At 72.2% G+C, this 22,359-nt stretch carries 21 protein-coding genes; 10 read left to right on the top strand and 11 right to left on the bottom strand.

Going from position 1 to position 22,359, the window contains the following annotated elements; all coding sequences use genetic code 11:
- Positions 1-3 precede the first annotated feature (3 nt).
- From Actob_RS09330 to Actob_RS09320, 3 genes are read left to right on the top strand one after another with little or no spacing between them, the layout of a single operon-like run.
- A complete protein-coding gene (locus tag Actob_RS09330) occupies positions 4-507 on the top strand; it encodes a PH domain-containing protein (RefSeq protein ID WP_284919656.1) in 504 nt (167 codons plus the stop codon).
- Positions 504-1,916, top strand: a complete 1,413-nt coding sequence (locus Actob_RS09325; RefSeq protein ID WP_284919655.1) for a PH domain-containing protein — start codon at positions 504-506, stop codon at positions 1,914-1,916. The genes Actob_RS09330 and Actob_RS09325 overlap by 4 nt, the downstream gene beginning before the upstream one ends.
- A gap of 9 nt (positions 1,917-1,925) precedes the next feature.
- Positions 1,926-2,318 carry a thioesterase family protein gene (locus tag Actob_RS09320; RefSeq protein ID WP_284919654.1) on the top strand — a complete coding sequence of 131 codons (393 nt, stop codon included), beginning with the start codon at positions 1,926-1,928 and terminating at the stop codon, positions 2,316-2,318.
- A 71-nt stretch (positions 2,319-2,389) separates the two neighbouring features.
- On the opposite strand, the gene Actob_RS09315 is transcribed toward Actob_RS09320, so the two are convergent.
- A complete protein-coding gene (locus Actob_RS09315) occupies positions 2,390-3,325 on the bottom strand; it encodes a carbohydrate kinase family protein (protein WP_284919653.1) in 936 nt (311 codons plus the stop codon).
- 168 nt (positions 3,326-3,493) lie between these two features.
- Between Actob_RS09315 and Actob_RS09310 the strand changes: the two genes are divergently transcribed.
- Positions 3,494-4,963, top strand: a complete 1,470-nt coding sequence (locus tag Actob_RS09310; RefSeq protein WP_284919652.1) for an aminopeptidase P family protein — start codon at positions 3,494-3,496, stop codon at positions 4,961-4,963.
- 130 nt (positions 4,964-5,093) lie between these two features.
- On the opposite strand, the gene Actob_RS09305 is transcribed toward Actob_RS09310, so the two are convergent.
- From Actob_RS09305 to Actob_RS09295, 3 genes are all read right to left on the bottom strand, one after another.
- Complete coding sequence (locus Actob_RS09305) at positions 5,094-5,612, bottom strand: hypothetical protein (protein ID WP_284919651.1); 519 nt, start codon at positions 5,610-5,612, stop codon at positions 5,094-5,096.
- A gap of 480 nt (positions 5,613-6,092) precedes the next feature.
- On the bottom strand, positions 6,093-9,272 hold the full coding sequence (gene pulA / locus Actob_RS09300) for a pullulanase-type alpha-1,6-glucosidase (protein ID WP_284919650.1): 3,180 nt from the start codon (positions 9,270-9,272) through the stop codon (positions 6,093-6,095).
- A 32-nt stretch (positions 9,273-9,304) separates the two neighbouring features.
- The gene (locus Actob_RS09295) at positions 9,305-9,694 is read right to left on the bottom strand and encodes a hypothetical protein (protein ID WP_284919649.1); all 390 of its coding nucleotides are present in this window, start codon (positions 9,692-9,694) and stop codon (positions 9,305-9,307) included.
- 216 nt (positions 9,695-9,910) lie between these two features.
- Here Actob_RS09295 and acnA point away from each other — a divergent pair, with 216 nt between their 5' ends.
- Complete coding sequence (acnA, locus tag Actob_RS09290; protein WP_407653696.1) at positions 9,911-12,688, top strand: aconitate hydratase AcnA; 2,778 nt, start codon at positions 9,911-9,913, stop codon at positions 12,686-12,688.
- 3 nt (positions 12,689-12,691) lie between these two features.
- On the opposite strand, the gene Actob_RS09285 is transcribed toward acnA, so the two are convergent.
- The gene (locus Actob_RS09285) at positions 12,692-13,555 is read right to left on the bottom strand and encodes a hypothetical protein (RefSeq protein WP_284919647.1); all 864 of its coding nucleotides are present in this window, start codon (positions 13,553-13,555) and stop codon (positions 12,692-12,694) included.
- Between the two features lie 106 nt (positions 13,556-13,661).
- On the opposite strand from Actob_RS09285, the gene Actob_RS09280 reads away from it, so the two are divergent.
- Positions 13,662-13,907, top strand: a complete 246-nt coding sequence (locus Actob_RS09280; protein WP_284919646.1) for a DUF2630 family protein — start codon at positions 13,662-13,664, stop codon at positions 13,905-13,907.
- A gap of 203 nt (positions 13,908-14,110) precedes the next feature.
- Here Actob_RS09280 and Actob_RS09275 read toward each other — a convergent pair whose 3' ends face one another.
- Positions 14,111-15,028, bottom strand: a complete 918-nt coding sequence (locus tag Actob_RS09275) for a serine protein kinase RIO (protein WP_407653589.1) — start codon at positions 15,026-15,028, stop codon at positions 14,111-14,113.
- A 178-nt stretch (positions 15,029-15,206) separates the two neighbouring features.
- On the bottom strand, positions 15,207-15,854 hold the full coding sequence (locus Actob_RS09270; RefSeq protein ID WP_284919645.1) for an HAD family hydrolase: 648 nt from the start codon (positions 15,852-15,854) through the stop codon (positions 15,207-15,209).
- Between the two features lie 154 nt (positions 15,855-16,008).
- Between Actob_RS09270 and Actob_RS09265 the strand changes: the two genes are divergently transcribed.
- Positions 16,009-16,587 carry a TetR/AcrR family transcriptional regulator gene (locus Actob_RS09265; protein WP_284919644.1) on the top strand — a complete coding sequence of 193 codons (579 nt, stop codon included), beginning with the start codon at positions 16,009-16,011 and terminating at the stop codon, positions 16,585-16,587.
- Positions 16,588-16,723: 136 nt separating this feature from the next.
- Here Actob_RS09265 and Actob_RS09260 read toward each other — a convergent pair whose 3' ends face one another.
- On the bottom strand, positions 16,724-17,089 hold the full coding sequence (locus tag Actob_RS09260) for a nuclear transport factor 2 family protein (protein WP_284919643.1): 366 nt from the start codon (positions 17,087-17,089) through the stop codon (positions 16,724-16,726).
- Between the two features lie 120 nt (positions 17,090-17,209).
- Between Actob_RS09260 and Actob_RS09255 the strand changes: the two genes are divergently transcribed.
- The 3 genes from Actob_RS09255 to mug are packed head-to-tail and all read left to right on the top strand — an operon-like array spanning position 17,210 to position 19,280.
- Complete coding sequence (locus Actob_RS09255) at positions 17,210-17,953, top strand: helix-turn-helix domain-containing protein (protein WP_284919642.1); 744 nt, start codon at positions 17,210-17,212, stop codon at positions 17,951-17,953.
- 5 nt (positions 17,954-17,958) lie between these two features.
- On the top strand, positions 17,959-18,720 hold the full coding sequence (locus tag Actob_RS09250; RefSeq protein ID WP_284919641.1) for an SDR family oxidoreductase: 762 nt from the start codon (positions 17,959-17,961) through the stop codon (positions 18,718-18,720).
- A complete protein-coding gene (gene mug, locus Actob_RS09245) occupies positions 18,717-19,280 on the top strand; it encodes a G/U mismatch-specific DNA glycosylase (RefSeq protein WP_407653588.1) in 564 nt (187 codons plus the stop codon). Before Actob_RS09250 ends, mug begins: the two co-directional genes overlap by 4 nt.
- On the opposite strand, the gene Actob_RS09240 is transcribed toward mug, so the two are convergent.
- The 3 genes from Actob_RS09240 to Actob_RS09230 all read right to left on the bottom strand — a co-directional run bounded on the left by Actob_RS09240 (position 19,249) and on the right by Actob_RS09230 (position 22,275).
- Complete coding sequence (locus Actob_RS09240; protein ID WP_284922282.1) at positions 19,249-21,180, bottom strand: ABC transporter ATP-binding protein; 1,932 nt, start codon at positions 21,178-21,180, stop codon at positions 19,249-19,251. The two genes, mug and Actob_RS09240, sit on opposite strands and share 32 nt — an antisense overlap.
- 70 nt (positions 21,181-21,250) lie before the next feature.
- Positions 21,251-22,051 carry an enoyl-CoA hydratase/isomerase family protein gene (locus tag Actob_RS09235; RefSeq protein WP_284919640.1) on the bottom strand — a complete coding sequence of 267 codons (801 nt, stop codon included), beginning with the start codon at positions 22,049-22,051 and terminating at the stop codon, positions 21,251-21,253.
- Complete coding sequence (locus tag Actob_RS09230; protein WP_014441759.1) at positions 22,048-22,275, bottom strand: helix-turn-helix domain-containing protein; 228 nt, start codon at positions 22,273-22,275, stop codon at positions 22,048-22,050. Before Actob_RS09230 ends, Actob_RS09235 begins: the two co-directional genes overlap by 4 nt.
- Between the last annotated feature and the right edge of the window lie 84 nt (positions 22,276-22,359).

Genomic DNA, 22,359 nt, shown 5'->3' with positions numbered 1-22,359 from the left:
AACGTGAGCACGCCTTCGGTCGATGCGCTGCAACCCTGGCCCGACACGGTGCGATGGCGCCCGGTCTCCAGCAAGCTGATCACTGTGGAGTTGATCGGCCTCGCCATCTGGCAGGTGATCCTGGTGGCCGGCCTGCTCGCCGGGTGGCTGTTCGTCCGCCACTGGGCCTGGCTCGCCGGCATCGCCGCGGTCCTGGCCCTCGGCGTCTGGCGCGCCACCGTCGCGGTCCGGGCGGTCCGTGCCTGGGGTTACGCGGAGCGCGACAACGACCTGATGGTCCGGCACGGCCTGCTGGTCCGCCGGCTCTCCATCGTGCCGTACGCGCGGATGCAGTACGTGGACGTCACCGCCGGGCCGCTGGAGCGCGCGTTCGGGCTGGCCACCGTGCAGCTGCACACCGCCGCCGCGGCCAGCGACGCCCGGGTGCCCGGCCTGCCCCCGCAGGAGGCGGCCCGGCTGCGTGACCGGCTGACCGCCCTGGGCGAGGACCGGGCCGAGGGCCTGTGACCGCCACCGAGACGCCCGAGCAGGCCGGACGGCAGCGGCTGCACCCGCTCAGCCCGCTGCTGCACGGCGCCAAGAGCCTCTTCGTGATCGTCGCCGCGCTCTCCTGGCAGGCGTTGCGCGAGCTCGGCCCGACCCATTTCGCGATGGTGGTGCTGGCCGTCGCGGTGGGCGCGGTGATCTTCTCGGCGGTCGGCTGGTGGACCACCGGCTATCAGGTGGTGGCCCGGGAGCTGCGGATCACCGAGGGGCTGCTCTGGCGGCGCAACCGGGCCATCCCGCTCGATCGACTGCAATCGGTGGAGCTGCGCCGCCCGTTACTGGCCCAATTCACCGGGCTGGCCGAGCTGCGGCTCGAGGTGGTCGGCGGGGGCAAGGCCGAGGCGCCACTGGCCTATCTGACCGTACGGGAGGCCGCCGCGCTGCGGGAGCGCCTGCTCGGGCTCTCCGGGCGTACCCCGGAAGTGTCATCAGCGGCCGGAGCGGGCCCGGCGGCCGCGCCGCGGACCGTGCCGCCGGGCGAACAGCTGCTGCACGCGGTCGGCAACCGGGAGCTGCTGATCAGCCAGCTGCTCACGCCGCAGGCGTTCTTCCTGCCGGTCGGCGTGGCGTGGGTGATCACCCAGTTCGTGATGGAGGGCTCGTGGACCTTCATCGGGATCGCCAGCACCTTCACCGCGATGGCCGGCGTGCTGCTGCAGCCGATCCGCCGGGTGCTGCGCGACTGGGACTTCCGGCTCGCCCGCGACCCGGGCGATCGGCTGCTGCTGCGCTACGGGCTGACCGAGACGCGCAGTCAGGTGGTGCCGCTGCACCGGGTGCAGGCGGTCCGGATCACCTGGCCGTTCCTGTGGCGGCTGACCGGCTGGCTCTACCTGCAACTCGACGTCGCCGGGTACGGCGCGCCGGAACGCGGCAACGACACCGGGTCGGACCGGCTGCTGCCGGTCGGCGACCAGCCCGCCGCCCGGCTCGTGGTCGGCGCCGTGCTGCCCGGCGTCGACCTGGCCGCGCTGGCCACCTCGCCGCCACCGCACCGGGTGCGCTGGCTGCATCCGGTCGGGCTGCGGTTCATGGGCGTCGGGCTGCACCCGGACGTGCTGATCACCCGGGAGGGGCGGCTGGCCCACGAGATGACCCTGGTGCCCTACGCCAGGATGCAGGGCGTGCGGGTGGTGCAGGGACCGCTGCAGCGGATGTTCGGCCTGGCCACCGTCTATGCCGACGCGGCCGGCGGACGCTCCGGGGTGGCCCGGGACCGGGACCTGGCCGAGGCGTGGGCGCTCGCCGACGAACTGACGCGGCGGGCCCGGCTCGCCCGGCAGCCGGTGCCGTCGCCGGCCCCGGACGCCGCGGGCGATCCCGGTCAACCCGCTGACGAGACGTTCTGGCAGCGGCCCGCGCAAGCTTAAGCTGTGCCAATGGAGCCACCCGAGTTCGCTCCCGGCCTCAGCGCCCGGGTCGAGTTGACGGTCACCGACGCCGACACCGCGCAGTCCCTCGGCTCCGGCGACGTGCCGGTGCTGGCCACCCCGCGGGTGCTGGCGCTGGCCGAGGTCGCCACCGTGGCGGCCACCGCCCGGCACCTGCCCGGCGGGGTGACCACCGTGGGCACCCGGGCCGAGGTGGAGCACCGGGCCCCGACGCCGGTCGGGCGCACCGTCGTCGGGCAGGCCACGCTGACCAAGGTGGACGGGCGGAAGCTGGTCTTCGACGTCACCATCCGGGACGGCGAGACGGTGGTGGCCGAGGTGCGGGTGGAGCGGGCCGTGGTGGATCGGCAGCGGTTCATCGCCGCTGCGCTCGGCGACTGACCCGGTGCCGCCGCGAGCCGCGCCACGACCCGGACTCCGGACGGTCCGCCGCGGGCGTGCCGTGACCGGTTTCAGATCTCGCCCCAGCGGGCCGTGACCTCGGCCGGGGTCGGCATCGCGGTGGCACCGCCCTGGCGCTCGCAGACCAGACCGGCCACCGCGAGGGCGAAGCGGACGTGGCGCTGCCAATCGGTCAGGCCGGCCGGGCGGCCGTCGGCCAGAAGGCGGCTGACCAGGGCGCCCATTACCGAGTCGCCGGCACCCGTCGCGTCGATAGCGCGGACCGACGGAGCGGGCAGCGCGACAGCGCCGTCCGCGGCGGCCACGTGCGCACCCCGCGCGCCGCAGGTGACCACCACCGCACCCGCGCCCAGCGATCGGATCCGGTCGGCGGCGGCAGCGGGGTCGGCCTCGTCGTAGAGCAGCTGCGCGTCGGCGAGGCTGAGTTTGACCAGGTCGGCCGTGGCGAAGAACTCCTCGGTCAGCTCGCGCAGGGCGGTCAGCGCGGCCGCGTCGGGCAGCAGTGTCGGGCGGACGTTGGGGTCGAAGACGCGCAGGCCGCCGAAGCCGGCCCAGGCCTGCCGGGCGGTGGTCCGGAACGGCTCGCGGAGCAGGCAGATCGAGCCGGTGTAGAGCACCTCGCCGCCGGCCAGGACACCCCGGTCCAGGTCGTCCGGGGTGAGCAGGGCGTAGGACGGCGGCTCGCCGTAGAAGGTGAAGGCCGGCTCGGCGCCCTCGAAGGTGGTCACCGCGAGCGTGGTCGGGACGGCGACGCGGCGCACCCCCCGCTCGCCGACACCGGCCTCGGTCAGGAAGGCGGCGATCCGGTCACCGAGCACGTCGGTGCCGAGCGTGCCGGCGTACTCCACCCGGCCGCCGAGCCGCGCCGCGCCGACCGCGACGTTGAGCGGCGCGCCACCGATCGCCTGGCGATAGATCAGCTCGCCGTCGTGCTCGGTCTCGAGCAGGTCGACCAGCGCCTCACCCAGCACCACCGCGTAGCCCATGCCGCTCCCTCTTCCCTCGTGAGCCTTCAGCCTCGCGGTTTTTCCGGTCCGCGGCCAGCCGCACCGAGATCCGGGCCGGAGAAATCCCGGCCGGCCGCTGACCGCCCTGCTTTCTGTCGGACGCGGGCGGTACCGTCGGGGCACAGCTGAGAACGGAGGCACCCCACGATGGCGCAGAAGGACGGCGGCAACCCCGCACCCAAGACGGAGTCACACGACCCCGCCTTCCCGGAAGCGTTCCTGCAGTTCATGCGGACCGGCTGGCGCGAGGATCCGATCTCCGTCACGCCCCTGCCCGAGGTGCCGAACTACGCGAAGCGCCGGGCGGCGCTCTCCGAGGCCTTCCCCGGCGAGACCCTGATCATCCCGAGCGGCAACGAGAAGGTGCGGGCCAACGACACCGACTACCCGTTCCGCCCCGGCAGCGACTTCTTCTACCTGACCGGCGACCGCGACCCGGACAGCGTGCTGGTGCTGCACCCGAGCGGCTCCGGGCACGAGGCGGTGCTCTTCACCCGGGAGCGCAACTCCAAGGAGACCGACCGGTTCTTCCGGGACCGCAACGGTGAGCTGTGGATCGGCCGCACGCACACCCTCGCCGAGAAATCCACCGAGCTGGGCCTGGAGACCGCGTCGCTGGGTCACCTGGGCTCGGCCCTGGCCCACTCCGCGCCGGGCCGCACCCGGGTGCTGCGCGGCCTCGACGCCAACGTCGACCGGGCCATCCTGGCCTACGAGCCGGACCGGTCCAAGCCGCGCGACCGCGAGCTGGCCTGGGTGCTCTCCGAGCTCAAGCTGGTCAAGGACGAGTGGGAGATCGCCCAGCTGCAGGCCGCGATCGACGCCACGGTGCTCGGCTTCGAGGACGTCGCCCGGGTCCTGCCGGCCGACCGCGGGGTCAAGGAGCGCCTGCTGGAGGGCGTGTTCGGGCTGCGCGCCCGGCACGACGGCAACGACCTGGGATACGGCTCGATCGTCGGCGCCGGCGCGCACGCGACGATCCTGCACTGGGTGCGCAACACCGGCGTGACGGCGCCGGGCGAGCTGCTGCTGATGGACATGGGCGTGGAGGGGCACAACCTCTACACCGCCGACGTCACCCGCACCATCCCGGTCTCCGGCACGTTCACGCCGCTGCAGCGCCAGGTCTACGACATCGTGCACGCGTCGCAGCAGGCCGGCATCGACGCGATCCGGCCCGGTGTGCTGTTCAAGGACGTGCACCAGGTGTGCATGCGGGTGCTCGCCGAGGGGCTGCACGACCTGGGCCTGCTGCCGGTCGGGGTGGACGAGGCGATGGCCGAGGACAGCACGATCTACCGGCGCTGGACGCTGCACGGGTTCGGGCACATGCTCGGCATCGACGTGCACGACTGCTCGAACGCGCGGAACGAGACGTACCGGGAGGGTCCGCTGCAGGAGGGCTACGTGCTGACCGTCGAGCCGGGGCTGTACTTCCAGCCCGAGGACGACCTGGTGCCGGCCGAGCTGCGCGGCATCGGCATCCGGATCGAGGACGACGTGGTGGTCACCGCTGACGGCTGCCGCAACCTGTCGGACGGCCTGCCCCGGTCGTCCGGCGAGGTGGAGTCCTGGCTGGCCGCCCAGCGGGAGGCCGGCCCCCGGCTGCCGGGCTGAGCCGGCCCGCTCCGGCGCCGGGCTCCTTGCCTGGCGCCGGACCGCGGGGCCTCGCCTCGCCTCGCCGCGCCTCGCCGCGCCGCGCCTTGCCTGCCGCGCCGATCTCTGCCGCCCCGGGCCTGCCGCGCGGTCAGCCGACCTTGTAGTCGGAGACGGCGAAGCACTCCGCGGCGTTCGGGTCGTCGCTGACGTTGATGGTGACCTTGACCGGGTGGCCGTCGCCGGCGTCGTACTCGGTGTTCACCTCGCCGCCGTCGTCGGCGCTGGTCTGCGCCATCGCGACCAGCTCGCCGAGGCTCGGCACCTCGATCTCCTCGCCCTCGTCACCGGTGACCGGGCCCAGGTCGACCTCGGCCGAGGCGCCGGGAGCGGGCGCCGAGGTGCCGACCCGCGAATAGTCGGTGACCTTTCCGCCCTTGACCGTGGCCTGGTAACGGCCGAGCGGCTTGGCGGCGTCACAGCCGCGGGTCAGCACGAACGAGTAGGCGGCCGGCTCGGTCCAGGCCGGCGCCGAACCGGTGGCGGCCGGCCCGCCGGAGCCCGGCGCCGTGGCCGAGGGCTCGCTGAACTTCGGCTCGCTGGACGAGGAGCTGCACCCAGCGATCACACCGACCAGGGCAAACGCGCACAGGGCACGCTCGAACCGCACGACGACCTCCGCTTCGGGTGGCCGCCGACCGCCGACGGGCCCACGCGGCGCAATCTAGCGCAGCCGCGCACCTGTCCTCAGTCGAGGCCGCTCCCCCGGCGCGGCCGGAAACGCAACCGTCGCACCTGCCCTCCACCGAGGCCACTCGCCAGCCCAGCCGGAAGCCCAGCCGCGCACCTGCCCTCCACCGAGGCCACTCGCCAGCCCAGCCGGAAACGCAGCCGCGCACCTGCCCTCCACCGAGGCCGCTCGCCCAGCCCGGGTGGGCCGAGAGGGGAATCGGGCCGGGGCCAAGGCCGTGCCCAGGCAAGAACAGGCCGCCCCAACCGGGCCGAAGTGAGGCCGGGTCGAAGTGAGGCCGGACAGGGCGGGACGAAGGAAGACTGGGCGGGGCGGGACGAAGGAAGACTGGGCGGGGCCGCGTTGGAGATCGGGCCCAGGGTGGGCGTCGGGAACGGGTGGGCTTGAGGAGGCTTCTCCTCAGGTGAGGTCGGAGACGAAGACGGCTACCTGGCGGGGTGGGACCGTGAGTTCGGCGCCGTCCAGTTGGGGGACCGCGGAGGCGCCGCGCAGGACCGGATCGGCCGAGGTGGTCAGCTCCGGGTGCGGGCGCAGCGGCTCGTCCACCGGGACCACCTGGCAGGTCGGCTCCTCGGTGGCGTTGAAGACCACCACGATGCGGCGCCAGCGTTCGTCCAGGCCGGTCCCGTCCAGGCACATCACGATCACGCCGGGCGTCTCGGCCGGACCGCCCAGCGGCAACGTCACGCGGCGCTGGACCTCGTCGGCGGTCGGCAGCCCGAAGACCGGTGACGAGCGGCGGATGCGCAGCAGCTCCCGATAGCGCTCGGCGGTCAGGTTGATCACCTCGGGGCCGGGGACCAGCGCCGGGTCGGCGAGCAGTGGCCGCGCGACATCCCACTTGTCGCCGTTGTCGGCGAACGGTGGCAGGCCCACACCGAACCCGTTGCCCTGGCCCGGATCCCAGCGGATCTGGTTGAACCAGTCGCCGGAGTTGAACGAGTTGCGGTCCAGCGACTTGGAGCGGAGCCGCTCGCTGCCCAGCGCCACGAAGCCGGCGCCCTGCCCGAGCACGACGAGGGCCAGCGCCAGCACCTGCATCCGGGCCCGGTCCACCGCCGGGGTGCCGGGTGGCAGCTTGAACGCCATCGCGTCGTACAGGATCTCGTTGTCGTGCGCGTCGACGTAGTTGACCGTCTCGCCGGGCGAGGCCGCGTAACCGCACGGCGAGCCGTTGTAGTCGATCTGGGCGCCGCTGCGCTCCACCCCGTCGTGGGTGACGAACCGGAACGTCGCGAGCCCGCCGGCCAGCCCCACCTTGATCCGGTCGTGCACCAGGCCGGGCGTCCGCGAGCCGAGCCCGGTGGCGAACCCGGGCACCCCGGGGTCGTCGCCGAACGCGCCACCGCCGCGGGCCGCGTCGCGCAGCCGGTCGTTGAACGACCCGATCCCGGTACCGGCCATGTTGACCTGGGTGGCCTGGGCGAAACGGGCGTCGTACGCCACCTCGCCGAAGTTCCAGCCCTCGCCGTACAGGCAGATGTCCCGGCCGTGCTCGACCCGGTGGTCGAGGGCGATCCGGGCCTCCAGGATGTTGGCCCGCGGATGATGTCCCATCAGGTCGAACCGGAACCCGTCGATCTTGTACGCCTGTCCCCAGGTGACCAGCGAGTCGATCACCAGGCGGCCCATCATCATGTGCTCGGGAGCGGTGTTCGGGCAGCAGGTGGACTCGGCGGTGCTGCCGTCGGCGAGCAGCCGGTGGTAATAGCCGGGGACGATCCGGTCCAGGACGCTGAACCTGTCCAGGCCGTCGCCCATGGTGTGGTTGTAGACCACGTCGAGGACCACCCGCAGGCCCGCGGCGTTCAGCGCGGCGACGGCCTCGCGCAGCTGCAGGATCCGGGCGCTGCCCGCCGGGTCGGTGGCATAGCTGCCCTCCGGCGTGGTCCAGTGCCACGGGTCGTAACCCCAGTTGTAGCCGTCGTGGTCGGCGACCGCCGCGACAGCGCGCTGCTGCTCGGCCGACTCCGGCGGGAACGCCGCCAGGTCGCAGGCCGGCTGCGCCTGATCGGCCCGGCGGTCCGGGACGGTGGCGAAGTCGTTGACCGGCAGCAGGTGCACGTGGGTGAGACCGGCCTCGGCCAGCGAGCGCAGGTGCCGCATGCCGTCCGAGCCGGTGCGGGTGAAGGCCAGGTAGGTGCCGCGCTCCGCGGGCGGCACCGAGGCGTCGGAGATGGAGAAGTCGCGGACCGAGACCTCGGCGATCTGCATCCGGGCCGGCGGGACGGCCGGCGGTTTCACCATCTCGTCCCAGCCCGGCGGCTGGTGGTCCTGGAGCAGGTCGACGAGCTGACTGTGGGTGGAGTCGGCAGCCAGCGACACCGAGTACGGATCGGTCACGCTGGTCGTCACGATCCGTTGCGCGGCCGGGTGCCACACCTCCACCCGGAACCGGTAGTAACGGCCGAGCCACTTGCGTTTGACCGGAATGGACCACACCCCGGTGAGGTCGTCCCGATCCATCGGCAGCAGCCGCGGCTCGTCGGCCGGCTCCCGGAACAGCTCCAGCCCCACCGACCGGGCGGTCGGCGCCCAGACCGCCAGCTGCGGCCGGTCGACGTCCAGGGTCAGCCCCAGGTCGGCGTCGGCGGCCTCCAGGTAGAGGTCGTCGAGCACGCCGGCCAGCTGCACCCCGGTCCGCGCGGTCAGCTCGCCGCCGGTGGCCCGGCCCACCACCAGCAGCCGATCACGCAGCAGGTCACCGAGCGCGGCGTCGCCCAGCTCACGCACCGCGAACGCGCGATAGGCCCGCAGGTGCGGGAAGCGGCGGCTCTGCGCCTGGAACAGCCCGCCCGGCCGCGGCGTCAGCGCCAGCGGGCCGGTGGCACCGAGCAGCTCGAAGGTGGTGGCCCGGGCCGCGAACCACTCGGGCAGCGCGATGGTGGTGCGGTCGACGAAGACGGCCAGGGCGCGGGCCGGGTCCAGCTCCGGGCCGAGGGTGCCCAGGTCGGGGTGGACCGGCTCGACGGTGCCGGCCAGCAGCCAGACCTCGCGGGTGACGGTCAGGTCGAGGCGCTGGTCGTCGGGGAGGTCCTTCTCCTCGGCGCGGTGCAGCACGTAGCGCAGGCCGACGGCGTCCGGCTCGACCGGGACGCGGAACACCGCGCCGAACGCGTCGAGGTGGGACGGTGCCAAGGGCGTACCCCAAGCGGTTTTCTCCGATCGGGGGACGCTTTCCCAGAAGTGCAGGCCCCACCCGGAGTAGTCGCCGTCCGGGCGTCGGTAATGGAGCACGGCGAAGCCGGGGTCCGGGTCGCGGGACGGACCGGTGTGCGACACGCGGCGGTCGCCGGAGGTCAGCCAGATCTCCGGATGCTGCCGGACGTCGACGGTCCGGTCGAGATCGACGTCCTTGAGGCCGTCGGACCGCACCGCCACGAACCCGACGGTGGCCGCGCCGGGCGCGAGCCGCACCCAGGCGAAGCGCCCGAAGGCGTCCTCCCCGGCGAACGGCTGCCCGCCCGGAAAGGCCACCTGCTGTCCGGGAGCGACATCTCCCCAGACGTGCAGCGACCACTGCGAGTAGTCACCGTCGGGACGGTGGTAGTGCACGATCAGCCAATGCGGACCCGTCACGGCAACATCGTCGCACCGGCCTGTGACGTTTTTCAGCGGGAAGCGATGACGGTGGTGATCAGCGGGCCGTCCACGCCGGTGCGGATCAGGTAGCGGTAGCGCTCGCCGGGGACCGCGGCGCCGTTGCTGTCCAGGTACTCCCACTCCACCTCGACCAGCGACAGGGCGGCCGAGATCCGCCGCACGTCGCGGATCTGCGCGTGCGCCGCGACGATCTGCTGATCCCGGTACGTGGGAGCCGCCCCGAGGAACGACAACGCCACCGCCGCCGGTGAGCTGAACGTGAAGCTGTACGAGTCGGCGACCACCATCCCGGGCAGCGCGTGGCAACCCGCGATGACTCCCACGTCGCCGGTGGTGAGGGCCGTGCCGTAGCGACCGAAGAACTCGGTGAGCTGGTCCTGATCCGCCGTGGCAGTCATGGGCGCATGATTTCCCACCGATCGACGACGGCAAACCCGGGCCCGCCGGACCGGTCCCGGCTGGAAGGATCAGCACGTGGACCCCGCCTTGCGAGGGCTAGCAAGACGGACGTACGGTTTACGGGATACGGCACAACCGAGAGTTAGGCCTACCTAACCCGAAGGTCGCCCTTTCGGTGCGAAAGACTTGACTTCCAGTCGCTGGGTGTGAAGGAGATGACGGTGGCCAGCCTCGACACCTTTGGTGCGAAGAGCGAGCTGCGCGTCGGAGACGCGAGCTACGAGATTTTCACGATCGACAAGGTGGAGGGCCACGACCGGCTGCCCTACTCCTTGAAGATCCTCCTGGAGAACCTGCTCCGGACGGAGGACGGCGCGAACATCACCGCCGACCACATCCGCGCCCTCGGCAACTGGGACCAGAACGCCGACCCGAGCGTGGAGATCCAGTTCACCCCGGCCCGGGTGCTGATGCAGGACTTCACCGGCGTCCCCTGCGTGGTCGACCTGGCCACCATGCGGGAGGCCGTCAAGGACCTGGGCGGCGACGCCTCCAAGGTCAACCCGCTGGCCCCGGCCGAGCTGGTCATCGACCACTCGGTCATCGCCGACCTGTTCGGCCGCGAGGACGCCTTCCAGCGCAACGTCGAGCTGGAGTACCAGCGGAACAAGGAGCGCTACCAGTTCCTGCGCTGGGGCCAGACCGCGTTCAACGAGTTCAAGGTCGTCCCGCCGGGCACCGGCATCGTGCACCAGGTCAACATCGAGTACCTGGCCCGCACCATCATGGAGCGCAACGGCCAGGCGTACCCGGACACCGTTGTCGGCACCGACTCGCACACCACCATGGTCAACGGCCTGGGCGTGCTGGGCTGGGGCGTCGGCGGCATCGAGGCCGAGGCCGCGATGCTCGGCCAGCCGGTCAGCATGCTGATCCCGCGCGTGGTCGGTTTCAAGCTGTCCGGCGAGGCGCCGGCCGGCACCACCGCCACCGACCTGGTGCTGACCATCACCGAGATGCTGCGCAAGCACGGCGTGGTCAGCAAGTTCGTCGAGTTCTACGGCCCCGGCGTGAGCGCGGTCCCGCTGGCGAACCGGGCCACCATCGGCAACATGTCGCCGGAGTACGGCTCGACCGTCGCGATCTTCCCGATCGACTCGCAGACCATCGACTACCTCAAGCTGACCGGGCGTACCGAGCAGCAGGTGGCGCTGGTCGAGGCGTACGCGAAGCGGCAGGGCCTGTGGCTCGACCCGAACGCCGAGCCGGACTACTCGGAGAAGCTCGAGCTCGACCTGTCGACCATCGTCCCGTCGCTGGCCGGCCCGAAGCGCCCGCAGGACCGGGTGCTGCTCAGCGAGGCCAAGTCCGCGTTCCGCGAGGTGCTGCCGAACTACGCCGCGCCGCACGGTCACGCCGACGAGGCCAGCGAGGAGTCCTTCCCGGCCTCCGACTCGCCCGCCAACGGCGTGGACGACGAGGCCGACAAGCCGCACGCGTTCAGCGCCGCCCTGGGTGCCGCCGGTCGCACGTCCAAGCCGACGGTGGTCAAGGGCGACGACGGCGTGACGTACGAGCTGGACCACGGCGCCGTCGTCATCGCCGCCATCACGTCCTGCACCAACACGTCGAACCCGCAGGTCATGATCGGCGCGGCGCTGCTCGCGAAGAAGGCCGTCGAGAAGGGCCTGACCCGCAAGCCGTGGGTCAAGACCACCCTCGCCCCGGGCTCCAAGGTCGTCTCCGACTACTACGACCGGGCCGGCCTGACGCCGTACCTGGACAAGATCGGTTTCAACCTGGTCGGCTACGGCTGCACCACCTGCATCGGCAACTCGGGCCCGCTGCCCGAGGAGGTCTCGGCCGCGATCAACGAGAACGACCTGACAGCGGTCAGCGTCCTCTCCGGCAACCGGAACTTCGAGGGCCGGATCAACCCGGACGTCAAGATGAACTACCTGGCGTCCCCGCCGCTGGTCGTGGCGTACGCCCTGGCCGGCTCGATGGACATCGACATCACCACCGAGCCGCTCGGCACCGGGTCGGACGGCAAGCCGGTCTACCTCAACGACATCTGGCCGTCCGCGCAGGAGATCGACGAGGTCATCGCGCAGGCCATCGGCGCCGAGGGCTTCTCCACGGCGTACCAGGACGTCTTCGCCGGCGACCAGCAGTGGCAGTCGCTGCCCACCCCGACCGGTGACACGTTCGCCTGGTCCGGTGACTCCACCTACGTGCGCAAGCCCCCGTACTTCGAGGGCATGGCCGCCGAGCCGGCCCCGGTCGCCGACATCACCGGCGCGCGGGTCCTGGCCAAGCTGGGCGACTCGGTCACCACCGACCACATCTCCCCGGCCAGCTCGATCAAGGCGGACTCCCCGGCCGGCAAGTACCTCACCGAGCACGGCGTCCCGCGCGCCGAGTTCAACAGCTACGGCTCGCGCCGCGGCAACCACGAGGTGATGATCCGCGGCACGTTCGCCAACATCCGGCTGCGCAACCAGCTGGTCCCGGGCGTCGAGGGTGGCTTCACCGTCAACCACCTGACCGGTGAGCAGACCACCATCTACGACGCCTCGGTCGCCTACAAGGAGGCCGGCGTCCCGCTGGTCATCCTGGCCGGCAAGGAGTACGGCTCCGGCTCGTCCCGCGACTGGGCCGCCAAGGGCACCATGCTCCTCGGCGTCCGCGCGGTCATCGCCGAGAGCTACGAGCGCATCCACCGCTCCAACCTGATCGGCATGGGCGTGCTGCCGCTGCAGTTCCCGCAGGGACAGAACGCCGAGTCGCTGGGCCTGACCGGCACCGAGACGTTCTCGTTCACCGGTGTCACCGCGCTCAACGACGGCACCACCCCGCGCACCGTCAAGGTCACCACGGACACCGGCGTCGAGTTCGACGCCGTCGTCCGGATCGACACCCCCGGTGAGGCGGACTACTACCGCAACGGCGGCATCCTGCAGTACGTGCTCCGCAAGATGCTCCGCGGCTGATCCTCAGCAGCAGTCGACGGCCCCGCCTGGTTCTCCGGCGGGGCCGTCGCCCGTTCCGGCCACCGGTGCCAGGCTCGCCGCCTCGGCCGCGGCCGCCCGGGCCTCCTGCTCGCGGCCCACCCGGCGGAGCATCATCGCGTGATCGGTCAGCCCGAGCGCTAGCGTCTCCGGTGACTCCCCGGCCAGGCCCCGGCGGATCGCCACCGCCTCGGCGCTGAACTCGATCGCGTCCGCCCAGTGGCCGGCCGCGTACAGCCGGCCGGCGTGCCCGGCGAGCGCCTGCCCGAGCCGGAACCGGCTCTCCCGATCGTTCCCGGCCGCCAGCACCCGCCACATCCCGGCCGCGCGCTCGCTCGGCGCCAGCGCCGCCTCGTGCTCACCGGCCTCGGCCAGCATGGCCGCCAGCGTGACCAGCACCTGGGCCAGTTCCGCGTCCGGCTGCACCCCGCCGATCGCCAGCGCCTGCCGGGCCGCCTCCGACCCGTCCGCCGGGCGGTCCGCCGCCAGCAGCCGGGCGGCCAGCGTGGCCAGGGCGAGGGCCAGCGCGCGGGGGCGCCCCGGATCGGCCCAGGCCAGGCTCACCGCCTCGTCGGCGGCCGCCACCGCCTCGGCGTGCCGGGACAGCAGCCGGAGGTATTCCGACTGGTTGAGCAGCGCCCGCACCAGCCCGGACCCGGCCTCCCGCACACCGGAGGCGACCAGTGACCGCAGCTCGGTCACCGCCGTCTCACCGAGCTGCCGCGCCGCCTCCCGGTCGCCGGCCGCGGACGCCCGCTCCGCCCTGCCGACCGTCTCCAGCGCGCGCTGCGCCAGACCGGCGCGATCCCCGGTCACCTGGCGCAGCCGCCGCATCCATCCCGTAGCCACCCGGCTGAATCTAAGCGAGTCGATCAAGTCCGGCGAGCGGGCGGATGCGACGACGGACACGTGGCCGCCTACCGGGTGCGGGCCGCGTGGTGCATAAGCTTCGGGGATGGATGACAACAGTGTGCTGAGCCGCATTCACGGCCTGGTCGAGGAGGAGCACCAGCTGCGCCAGCAGCTGAGCGAGGGCAAGATCTCCTCCACCGAGGAGCATGCCCGCCTCAAGGATCTCGAGGAGGCCCTCGACCAGTGCTGGGACCTGCTGCGCCGGCGCCGGGCCGCCCGCGACGTGGGGAACGACCCGGACGCGGAGCGGGCCCACGCCGTCAGCGAGGTGGAGAACTACCTGCAGTGACCCGGTCGCGGCCGCCGTGCGGACGGCGGCCGCGATCCGAGTCGGTGCCGGTCAGCGCCGACCGGGGCGCCCGGGACGCGGGCGGGCGGCGGAGCGGCGGCCACCGCGCAGCGGGGATCCGCTCAGCCCACGGCGGGGCCGGCACGGGCGTCTCATCGCGGGCCGCCTCTCATCGCGGGCCGCCTCTCATCGCGGGCCGCCTCTCATCGCAGACCCGCCTCGAACAGCAGCCGGTCGATCAGCTCCTCCGCGTCGACGGCCAGCCCCCGGGCACGGAACCAGCTCGCCACGTTGGTCACGTCCCGGGCGATGAACTCGGCCCCGCGCGGATTGGCGACCACGTCGACGATCTGCGGCAGGTCGATCAGCACCAGCCGCCCCTCGTGCACCAGCGTGTTGTACGGCGACAGGTCCCCGTGCGCCACCTGGGCCCGGGCCAGCACCGACAGCGCGTCGGTCATCTGCCGCCACAGGTCCTCGAGCTGCTCGTCGCCGGACCGCAGCTGCGCCAGCCGGGGCGCCGCCTCGCCGGTCTCCCAGTCGCCGACGAACTCCAGCATCACCTCGGTGCCGATCAGCTGCACCGGGTACGGCACCCGGACCAGCCCGCTCTCCTGGCCGATCTGCCAGAGCCGGCCGAGCGCGTCGAACTCGGCGGCCGCCCACTGCCCGGCGATCACCTGCTTGCCGAACGTGGTGCGGTTCGTCATGGCCCGCATCTCGCGGGACCGGCGCACCCGGCGGCCCTCGAGATAGCCGGCGTCCCGGTGGAACATCCGGTGCTCGCCGTCCCGGTACCGTTTCGCGGCGATCATGCTGGTCGCGCCGGTGCCGGGCAGCCAGCGCCGGACCAGGAAGACGTCCGCTTCCTTACCGGTCTTGAGCACACCCAGCTCGGAGTCGACGGCGCCGTGCTCGGTGCGTACCCAATCGGGTCGGGGTTCCGGGCCGTGCAGCGCGCCGTCCCAGGTGGACCAGCGGTCACCGACCTCGGGCAGGTCGGGGTCCTCGTGCAGGGCCGGCTCCAGCCGGCCGCGTTTCACAAAATCGGACTCGTCGTCGTCGAACTTGCGACGGCCGCGGCGCATGGTCGCCGGGCCGTAGGAGTCGTGCTCTCGCACTGGAGGGTCTCCTCGGAGAAAGAAGTTGTCGGGGATGCCAGGACTGCGGGCATGACAAAGACAGCCATCCGATGGCCACCCCCTTCTCTCTCGTGCGGCCCGATACCGGGCCGCCAGTGCGTTGCGTGCACGACTCTTTCCCACCCTCGCGGGAGGCGCAACCGATTTTCGGTACGCGTCAGCGGCTCGCCATGATGGCCGAGATCCCCTGGATCACGTTGCCGACCACCCGCGTCGGGGCGAATCGGGTGTCCATCCACTCCCGCCCGCGGTGCAGCCAGACGCTGGGCAGCCCCATCGCCGCCGCCCCGCCGATGTCGGCCTCCGGACTGTCACCGACCACCCAGGCGCCGGCCAGCCGCATCCGGACCCGCTGCGCGGCGAGCGCGAAGATCCGCGGGTTCGGTTTGCTCACCCCGGCCTGCTCCGAGATCACCCAGTCGGCGACATAGCGGTCCAGCCCGGTCCGCCGGATCCGGCCCTCGCACTGCTCGGCGGCGCCGTTGGTGACCACCACCGGCACCAGCCCGGCGTCGGCGGCGATCTCCAGCGCGCAGCCCACCATCGGATCGAGGCGCTCGAAGGCGAGCGGGCCCTCGTGGAGCTCGTCGACCAGATCGATGGCCGGGACTCGTAGCTGGTAGCGGTCCCGGATCTGGTCGGCGAGGTCCCACCGGGAGGTCAGGCCGTCGGCGTCCACGGCGACCAACCAGTCAAGATCATCTTGCGATGCGCCGATCTCGTCGAGGAAGCCTTTAGCCCACAACCGGTACGCACCGCTGCGATCGAGCAGGGTGTCGTCCAGGGCGAGGAAGACTAGAGGCACGCGGGCACTTTACGTGAGCGGTGACCGCAGCGAACAGTCCAGGACTGTAAACAAAGAGCGGAAAGCTTGACGCATTTCGCATCATCCGATCGTGGCTTAAAAAGCCGTACGTACGGATTGCAAGAACGCGGGGCCACATGACACGATCAGCGGCGTGCCCAGGGTAAGCCAGGACCAGCTCGACGCCCGCCGCCACGAGATCCTCACGGCGGCCCGCGGCTGTTTCGCGCGGTTCGGCTACGAGGGGGCCACGGTCCGCCGCCTGGAGGAGGCGACGGGCATGTCCCGGGGCGCGATTTTCCACCATTTTCGTGACAAGGAGTCGCTGTTCCTCGCCGTCGCCGAGGACGACGCGGCGACCATGGTGGCGACCGTCACCCGCAATGGCCTGGTGCAGGTGATGCGCGACCTGCTCGATCGGGCCGGCACCAGCGACGGCGACACCGCCGGCTGGCTCGGCACCCAGCTCGAGGTCTCCCACCGGCTGCGCACCGACCCGGCGTTCGCCAAGCGGTGGGCGCAGCGCTCGGCCGCCATCGCCGACGCCACCCGCGAGCGGCTGCAGCGGCAGGGCGAGGCCGGCGTGCTGCGCAAGGACGTCCCGGTCGACGTGCTCACCCAGTTCCTCGAGCTGGCCTATGACGGCCTGGTGCTGCACCTGGCCACCGGCCGGCCGCCGGGCGACCTGGCCCGCGTGCTGGACCTGGTGGAGGACGCGGTCCGCCGCCACTGACCGCCCCCGGCTGGTCCTCACGGTCCCCTCCAGTCCCCCGAGACAACCGTGACAGCCAGCCAGCCCGCACCCAGCTGGTCCTCACGGTGCCCTCCAGTCCCCCGAGACAACCGTGACGACCAGCCGGCACGCGGCATCAGGCCGCCGGGGCCTTGTCGATGAAGCCGAGCACCTGGTGAATCCGCCCGGCGTCGTCCCGCTCGGCCACGTCGAATCCGATCACCAGCGGCTCCTCCCCGGGCCGGCCCAGGTGCCAGGTGAACCGCACCTGGTCGTGGTGCGCGTCGACGGTCCCGCCCGGCCCGAACACCAGCCCCGGGAACTGCTGCTGCACCGCGCCGATCAGCCCGCTCAGCTGCTCCCGGCCCCGGACCGCGGCGATCGGGTCGACATAGCGCACCTCCTCGGCGAACAGGTCGGCGATCGCCGCCTGCCGGGCGGCCTCGTCGGTCTCGTTCCAGACCGCCAGGTACCGGTCGACCATGGTGTCGAAGTCGCTCATCGTCTCGTCCCCTCATCGGTGTGTCTCGCTGACGGGACTCAGCCTGCCGCCGCGGGGTAATCCCGGCGATTACCTCAGGGGTAATGCCGCTGCCCCGGCCGGCCGCCTAATCTGGCCACCATGAGCGCTGTGGGACAGCTGTTGCGGAGTTGGCGGGACGAGCGGCGGCTGAGCCAGCTGGACCTCTCCGGCCGGGCGGGCGTCTCGGCCCGGCACCTGTCCTTCGTGGAGACCGGGCGGTCACGGCCGACCCGGGAGATGATCCTGCGGCTGGCCGAGGAGCTCGACGTGCCGTTGCGCCAGCGCAATGAGCTGCTGCTGGCCGGCGGTTTCGCGCCCGCCTACTCGGAGTCCGACCTGGACGGTCCGCCACTCGCGGTGGTGCTGTCCGGCCTGCGGCAGGTGCTGGCCGGGCACGGGCCCTGCCCGGCGGTGCTGATCGACAGGCACTGGACCATGGTGGACGCCAACGACGCGATCAGCCGGTTCACCGGGGACTGCGCGCCCGAGCTGCTGGAGCCACCGGTCAACGTGCTGCGGCTGGCGCTGCATCCGCGTGGCCTGGCGCCCCGGACCGAGAACCTCGCCGAGTGGCGCACCCACCTGCTGCACCGCCTGGACCGGCAGGCGACCGCGACCGGCGACCCGGTGCTGCGCGAGCTGCACGCGGAGATGAGCGAGTACCCGGGTGGCGAGCTGACCGGCGGGGCGGACGGTGTCGTGGTTCCGCTGCGGTACGCCGGACTGAACTTCTTCAGCATCACCTCGGTCCTCGGCACCCCGCGCGACGTGACCCTCTCCGAGCTGGCGATCGAGGCGTTCCTCCCGGCGGACGCGGCCACCGCCGCCGCTCTGGGAAGATAGGTCGCATGGATCTCGGGCTGGCTGATCGCGTCTTCATCCTCACCGGCGCCTCGCGCGGACTCGGCTTCGCCACCGCGCAGGCCCTCGTCGCCGACGGTGCCCGGGTGGTGATCTCCTCTCGCGACGGTGACAAGGTCGCCGACGCGGTGGCCGAGCTCGGCGGCGGGCCGCGGGTCGCCGGGGTGACCGCCGACCTGGCCGACCCCGGCACCCCGCGTGAGCTGGTGGACGTCGCCACCGAGCGGTTCGGCCGGCTGGACGGCGCGCTGATCTCGGTGGGCGGCCCCACGCCGGGCACGGCCGGCAGCATGAGCGACGACCAGTGGCGGGCCGCGTTCGAGACGGTCTTCCTGGGGTCGATCCGGGCGGCCCGCACGTTCGCTGCGGCACTGCCCGAGGGTGGCGCGATCGGCCTGGTGCTCTCCACGTCGGTGAAGACGCCGCTGTCCGGGCTGGGCATCTCCAGCGGGCTGCGCCCCGGCCTGGCGATGGCCGCCAAGGACATGGCCGACGAGTACGGTCCGCGCGGCATCCGGGTGCTGGGCCTGCTGCCCGGCCGCTTCATGACCGACCGGAACCGGGAGCTCTTCCAGGCCACCGGCGACCCGGCGACGGCGGCGGCCGAGGTGTCGGCGGCGATCCCGGTGCGGCGGATCGGCGAGCCGCCGGAGTTCGGCCGGGTGGCGGCGTTCCTGCTCTCCCCCGCCGCGGGCTACGTGACGGGCTGCGTCGTGCCGATCGACGGCGGCGCGCTGCGCACCCTGTGAAGCCGAGCGCCGCGGAGGTCGCCGCGGCCGTCGGCCGGACCATCCCCGACCTGATCGGTCCGGACCTGCGGGTGCTCTTCTCCGGGATCAACCCGAGTCTCTACTCGGCCGCGACCGGCCACCACTTCGCCCGGCCGGGCAACCGGTTCTGGCCGACGCTGCACGGCGCCGGCTTCACCGACCGCCTGCTGCGCCCGGCCGAGCAGCACCTGCTGCCCGCGCTCGGTCTCGGCATCACCAACGTCGTCGCGCGGGCCACGGCCCGCGCCGACGAGCTCTCCCCCGGCGAGCTGACCGCCGGGGGCCAGGTGCTGACTGCTTTGGTACGCCGCGAGCAGCCCCGTTTCCTGGCCGTGCTGGGTGTCACCGCCTACCGGACCGCCTTCGCCCGTCCCCGGGCCAGGATCGGCCCGCAGCCGGACGAGGTGGGTGGCGTCCCGGTCTGGGTGCTGCCGAACCCCAGCGGCCTGAACGCCCACTTCCAGCTCCCCGACCTGATCCGCGAGTTCACCGCCCTGCGGGAGGCCGCTACGGCTCCACGGTCCCGGCCGGCACCGTGACGATCTCGACGTCGTCGTCGGCGAACGGCGGGGACGCCGGTGACGCCGCGGCGAACTGGGTGCGGTACAGGTCGGCGTACAGCCCGCCGGCCGCGACCAGCGACTCGTGCGTGCCGCGCTCCACCACCCGGCCGCGGTCGAGCACCAGGATCTGGTCGGCCTCCCGGATGGTCGACAGCCGGTGCGCGATGACCAGCGCCGTCCGATTCTCCAGGGCCACCGACAGGGCCCGCTGCACCGCCGCCTCGGACTCGCTGTCCAGGTGTGCGGTGGCCTCGTCGAGGATCACGATCGACGGCTGCTTGAGCAGCAGCCGGGCGATCGCGATGCGCTGCTTCTCCCCGCCGGAGAAGCGGTAGCCGCGCTCCCCCACCACCGTGTCCAGGCCGTCCGGCAACGCCCGGACCAGGTCACCGACCTGCGCGCCGTCCAGGGCCGCCCACATCTCGTCCTCGGTGGCGGCGGGCCGGGCGTACCGTAGATTCTCCTTGATGGTCTCGTGGAACAGGTGCGAGTCCTGGGTGACCACGCCGACCGTGTCGCGCAGCGAGTCGAGCGTCGCGTCCCGCACGTCGACACCACCGACCAGCACCGCGCCGCCGGTGACGTCGTAGATCCGGGAGACCAGCATCGAGGTCGTCGACTTGCCGGCGCCGGACGGGCCGACCAGCGCGACCAGCTGCCCCGGCTCGACGGTGAAGTCGACGCCGTGCAGGACCGGCGTGTTCTCGGTCCGGTCCAGCGTGCTGACGTCCTCCAGGGTGGCCAGCGAGACCTCGGACGCGCTCGGGTAACGGAACCGCACGTCGCGGAACTCGATCCGGCCGGCGCCCGCCGGGATCGGGGTGGCGTCCGGTTGCTCGGCGATGCCCGGTGCCAGGTCGAGCACCTCGAAGACCCGGTCGAAGGAGACCAGCGCGCTCATCACGTCGACCCGGACGTTGCTGAGCGCGGTCAGCGGGCCGTAGAGCCGGGTGAGCAGCAGCGCCAGGGTGACGACGGTGCCGGCCGAGACGTCGCCACGGACGGCGAGCCAGCCGCCCAGGCCGTACGTCAGCGCCTGCGCCAGCGACGCGACCAGCAGCATCGCGACGAAGAAGGTGCGGGAGAACATCGCCTGTTGCACGCCGATGTCCCGGACCCGCGCGGCTCGCTCGCCGAACCGGGCGGCCTCCGCGTCGGGCCTGCCGAACAGCTTGACCAGCAGCGCGCCGGAGACGTTGAACCGCTCGGTCATCGTCGCGTTCATCGTGGCGTCGAGGTTGTACGACTCCCGGGTGATCTCGGCGAGCCGGGCGCCGACGCGCCGCGCCGGGATGATGAAGACCGGCAGGAGCAGCAGCGACAGCACGGTGATCGGCCAGGACAGGGTGAACATCACCGCGGCGGTGAGCACCAGCTGGATGACGTTGCTGAGCACCCCGGACAGCGTCGAGGTGAACGCCCGCTGCGCGCCGACCACGTCGTTGTTGAGCCGGCTGACCAGGGCGCCGGTCTGGGTCCGGGTGAAGAACTGCAACGGCATCCGCTGCACGTGGTCGTAGACCCGGGTACGCAGGTCGAGGATGATCCCCTCGCCGATCCGCGCCGAGTACCACCGCTGGGCCAGGGACAGCAGCGCGTCGGCGATCGCCAGCCCGGCGATGAACAGGGCGATCCGGATCACGGTGGCGGCCGCCTCGCTGCCACCGCGGGTGATCGTGTTCACCACGTCGCCGGCCAGCAGCGGGGTGGCCACCCCGATCGCGGCGTCGAAGACCACGGCGAGCAGGAACACCGCGATGTCGCGCCGGTACGGCTCGGCGAACGTCACGATCCGCCGGGTGGTCCCCGGCTTGACCTGATGTTTCGCCACCTTGTCGGCGCTCTGGATCGACCGCAGCATGTTCCAGCTGGTCATGCTCATCTGGTTCCGCACCTCCCGGGTGTCGCGGCGACTACGACAACCCGAGAGGTGGGGCCGCTATTCCTTATTCCCCGCTGCCCAGCAACTCGGCGAGCCGGCGGGTCTGTGCCTCCCGCTCGGCGCGGTCCTGATCCGGGTAGGAACGGCCGAGCGCCCCGGCCAGCAGGCCCTTGATCTCGGCCACCGCGCCCGGGTCACCGGCCAGGATGGCGGCGGTCAGGTCGGCGACCGCCGCGTCCAGCTCGGCCCGCGGCACCACAGCGGTGGCCAGGCCCAGCCGATCGGCCTCGTCGGCCGGGATCCGCCGGCCGGTCACACAGATCTCCAGCGCCCGGGACGGCCCGACCAGCTCGGTGAGCCGTTTCGTCCCGCCCAGGTCGGGCACCAGACCGAGAGTGACCTCCGCCATGGAGAATCGTGCGTCATCGGCGAGAACACGCATGTCGCAGTTCAGTGCGAGTTGGAACCCGGCGCCTATCGCATGGCCCTGCACCGCCGCTATGGACACGATGGACGGACTGCGCAACCAGGTGAACGCGGCCTGGAAGCCCGCGATCCGATCGGCGGTCTCGGCGGCGGACAACTGTGCCAGACGAGCCAGTGAAGAATCGCCGTCGCCACGGGCGACTGACAGATCCAGGCCAGCGGAAAACGCGCGGCCTTCGGCTCGCACAATGACGACGCGGACGTCGCCGGGCAATTTCCGGGAAATGTCGCCGAGCTCCGCCCACATGGCCGGAGTCTGTGCATTGAGAACGTCGGGCCGGCACAACGTCACCGTTGCGACCGGCCCGGCCTGTTCGTAGCGAACGCCTACCTCGTCGGTAGCTTCCGCGGATACCGGCCCGGCGTTGTCGGACGTCACGCCTTCTTGCGACGGCGGGCGCCGCCACGCTGGCGCAACTGCACGCCGGACTCGGTGAGCACGCGGTGGACGAATCCATAGGAACGGCCGGTGGAAGCGGCGAGCGCCCGGATGCTCTCGCCCGAGGTGTAACGCTTCACCAGGTCCTTGGCGAGCGACTGCCGCTCGCTACCGACGATTCGACGACCCTTCTCAGTACTGGTAGCTGTGCCAGTGGCTGCCATCTTGAATCCTCACGTCGCAGACAGTGCGGTCAGATACGGTCCCACCTATTACACCGCCTCCAACGATCATGCGCCAGGCATCTC

This window comes from Actinoplanes oblitus (assembly GCF_030252345.1).
GTDB classification, from domain to species: Bacteria; Actinomycetota; Actinomycetes; order Mycobacteriales; family Micromonosporaceae; genus Actinoplanes; species Actinoplanes oblitus.
The sequence above is the reverse complement of the archived record's forward strand: the minus strand, read 5'-3'. Positions and strand labels throughout refer to the sequence as shown.

What these genes read in the sequence shown, in the direction of transcription:
- Actob_RS09230 (WP_014441759.1), bottom strand. Translation starts at nt 22,275, where the DNA reads ATGGCAGCCACTGGCACAGCTACCAGTACTGAGAAGGGTCGTCGAATC.
- Actob_RS09320 (WP_284919654.1), top strand. Translation starts at nt 1,926, where the DNA reads ATGGAGCCACCCGAGTTCGCTCCCGGCCTCAGCGCCCGGGTCGAGTTG.
- Actob_RS09315 (WP_284919653.1), bottom strand. Translation starts at nt 3,325, where the DNA reads ATGGGCTACGCGGTGGTGCTGGGTGAGGCGCTGGTCGACCTGCTCGAG.
- Actob_RS09255 (WP_284919642.1), top strand. Translation starts at nt 17,210, where the DNA reads ATGAGCGCTGTGGGACAGCTGTTGCGGAGTTGGCGGGACGAGCGGCGG.
- Actob_RS09250 (WP_284919641.1), top strand. Translation starts at nt 17,959, where the DNA reads ATGGATCTCGGGCTGGCTGATCGCGTCTTCATCCTCACCGGCGCCTCG.
- Actob_RS09295 (WP_284919649.1), bottom strand. Translation starts at nt 9,694, where the DNA reads ATGACTGCCACGGCGGATCAGGACCAGCTCACCGAGTTCTTCGGTCGC.
- Actob_RS09280 (WP_284919646.1), top strand. Translation starts at nt 13,662, where the DNA reads ATGGATGACAACAGTGTGCTGAGCCGCATTCACGGCCTGGTCGAGGAG.
- Actob_RS09310 (WP_284919652.1), top strand. Translation starts at nt 3,494, where the DNA reads ATGGCGCAGAAGGACGGCGGCAACCCCGCACCCAAGACGGAGTCACAC.
- Actob_RS09240 (WP_284922282.1), bottom strand. Translation starts at nt 21,180, where the DNA reads ATGACCAGCTGGAACATGCTGCGGTCGATCCAGAGCGCCGACAAGGTG.
- Actob_RS09260 (WP_284919643.1), bottom strand. Translation starts at nt 17,089, where the DNA reads ATGAGCGACTTCGACACCATGGTCGACCGGTACCTGGCGGTCTGGAAC.
- acnA (WP_407653696.1), top strand. Translation starts at nt 9,911, where the DNA reads ATGACGGTGGCCAGCCTCGACACCTTTGGTGCGAAGAGCGAGCTGCGC.